The 2355-nt window shown below is 73.7% G+C and carries 2 protein-coding genes and 1 pseudogene; 1 reads left to right on the top strand and 2 read right to left on the bottom strand.

All coding sequences use genetic code 11. The annotated features are described in order from the left end of the window. Positions 1–477: pseudogene (locus FNQ90_RS19985) on the top strand (monooxygenase); the annotation flags it as partial. Positions 478–553: 76 nt separating this feature from the next. On the opposite strand, the gene recX reads toward FNQ90_RS19985, so the two are convergent. Together recX and recA are read right to left on the bottom strand one after the other, a co-directional pair. Next, positions 554–1105, bottom strand: coding sequence for a recombination regulator RecX (gene recX, locus FNQ90_RS19980; protein ID WP_182607630.1), 552 nt, complete (start codon positions 1103–1105; stop codon positions 554–556). A gap of 3 nt (positions 1106–1108) precedes the next feature. After that, positions 1109–2248: a recombinase RecA gene (gene recA / locus FNQ90_RS19975; RefSeq protein ID WP_182607629.1), complete on the bottom strand. Its 1140-nt coding sequence runs from the start codon at positions 2246–2248 to the stop codon at positions 1109–1111. Between the last annotated feature and the right edge of the window lie 107 nt (positions 2249–2355).

Below are 2355 nucleotides of genomic sequence, written 5' to 3'. Positions count from 1 at the left end.
GGATCGAGTACCGGCCGGGGGCGGCTGACCCTGCCGGCCGACGCCCACCTCGGTCGGGGGGCGCTGGGCGAGCCCGGCCGGTACTCGATCCCGGGGCAGCGGGAGTCCACGACGGAGGGCGGACCGGCCATCGGCAACCCCGTGGTGGACGTGGCGGTGACGGCCCTGGACGGGGAACGCGGTCGGCTCGCCGAACGACTGGGGGGACCGCTGCTGTTGGTACTGACGGCTCCCGGGGCACGGGTGTGGGACGCGCGGCACTGGCTCTCGGCGGGCCTGATGCCGGACCTGGCGGGGGCGGTGTCCACCCTGCCGCTGCCGGCGGAACTCCTGGTCACCGACGCCTACCCGGGCGCCCCCGCGCACACCCTGTTGGTGGTGCGGCCGGACGGGCGACTGGCCGCGGCCCTGCCGGGGGCGGACCGACGGGCGCTGGAGCGGTGCGTCGGAGAACTCACGGACCTGCCGGTGGGCTGAGGGTCCGCCCGGAGCGACCCCTCGGGGGTCCGCCCCGGTGTTCCCGTCCCGCCGGGTCCGGTCGCACCCGGCGGGCTCATCCCCCGGAGGGCGGGAGCTCCCATTCCTCGACCTCCTCGCCCTCCCGCTCCAGGGCCTCGCGCACCACGCGCAGCGCCAGGCCCTCCGGGTATCCCTTGCGGGCCAGCATCCCGGCCAGCCGGCGCAGCCGGCGATCGCGCTCCAGGCCCCGGGTCGCCCGGAGCTTGCGCTCCACCAGGGCCCGGGCGGTCTCCTCCTCCCGCTCCGGGTCGAGGCCCGCGACCGCCTCCGCGACGACGGGGGCCGCGACCCCCCGCTGGCGCAGCTCACGGGCGAGCGCGCGGCCGGCGAGCCCCCGGCCGTGGTGGCGGGAGTCCACCCAGGCCGCCGCGAAGGCGGCGTCGTCGATGAGGCCGACCTCCTCGAAACGGTCCAGGACGGCCGCCGCCGCGTCCTCCGGGATCTCCCGGCGGCGCAGGGCCTCCTCCAGCTGCCCCCGGGTGCGGGGGGTGCCGGTCAACATGCGCAGGCAGATCGCACGGGCCCGCTCCACCGGATCGGCCGGGGCGTCCGACTCCCGACGCCCCGGCTCCGGGGAGGTGCCCACGGATCAGGCCTTCGCCGCGGCGGGTGCCTTCGTGGCCCCGGCGCGAACGGTCTTAGCCGGCGCGGCGGCCTTGGCCTCCTCCGCGGGAGCGGCGGGAGCGGCGGGGCTCGCCGCGCCCTCCGCCGGGGCCTCGGCCGGCTGCTCGGCCTTGGGACCGATGCCGAGCTTCTCCTTGATCTTCCGCTCGATCTCGTTGGCGAGGTCGGGGTTGTCCCGCAGGAAGTTGCGGGCGTTCTCCTTGCCCTGACCGAGCTGGTCGCCCTCGTAGGTGTACCAGGCACCGGACTTGCGGATGAAGCCGTGTTCCACGCCCATGTCGATGAGCCCGCCCTCACGGCTGATGCCGATGCCGTAGAGGATGTCGAACTCGGCCTGCTTGAAGGGCGGGGCGACCTTGTTCTTGACGACCTTGACGCGGGTGCGGTTGCCCACCGCGTCGGTGCCGTCCTTGAGGGTCTCGATGCGCCGGATGTCCAGCCGCACGGAGGCGTAGAACTTCAGCGCCCGACCACCGGTGGTGGTCTCCGGGCTGCCGAACATCACGCCGACCTTCTCGCGGAGCTGGTTGATGAAGATCGCCGTGGTGCGGGACTGACTGAGCGCACCGGTGATCTTGCGCAGCGCCTGGCTCATCAGGCGGGCCTGGAGACCGACGTGGGAATCGCCCATCTCGCCCTCGATCTCGGCGCGCGGCACGAGGGCGGCGACCGAGTCGATGACGATCAGGTCCAGCGCGCCGGAGCGCACCAGCATGTCGGTGATCTCCAGCGCCTGCTCGCCGTTGTCCGGCTGGGAGAGGATGAGCTGCTCCACATCCACGCCGAGCCGCTTGGCGTACTCCGGGTCCAGGGCGTGCTCGGCGTCGATGAAGGCCACGGTGCCCCCGGCGCGCTGGGCGTTCGCCACCGCGTGCAGGGTCAGCGTGGTCTTGCCGCTGCTCTCCGGGCCGTACACCTCGACGACCCGCCCGCGCGGGAGGCCGCCCACCCCGAGGGCGACGTCGAGCGCTGTCGAACCGGTCGGGATGATCTCGATGGGCTCCTCGGTGCGGTCGCCCATCCGCATGACGGCGCCCTTGCCGAACTGTCGTTCAATCTGCGCGAGAGCGGCGTCGAGCGCCTTCTCGCGGTCCGTACCAGCCATGGGTGTCACCGGTTTCTGATTCGTTCGCTTCACGTCGCCGACGCTAGCGGCTGCCACTGACAATCGCCGCCGGACCCCCCGCCCGGCCCGACCTGTCTCTTATACAC

Origin of the sequence: Streptomyces alkaliphilus (assembly GCF_014141535.1) — a bacterium.
In the GTDB taxonomy this organism is placed as follows: domain Bacteria; phylum Actinomycetota; class Actinomycetes; order Streptomycetales; family Streptomycetaceae; genus Streptomyces; species Streptomyces alkaliphilus.
This window is presented reverse-complemented; position numbering and strand designations above follow the sequence as displayed.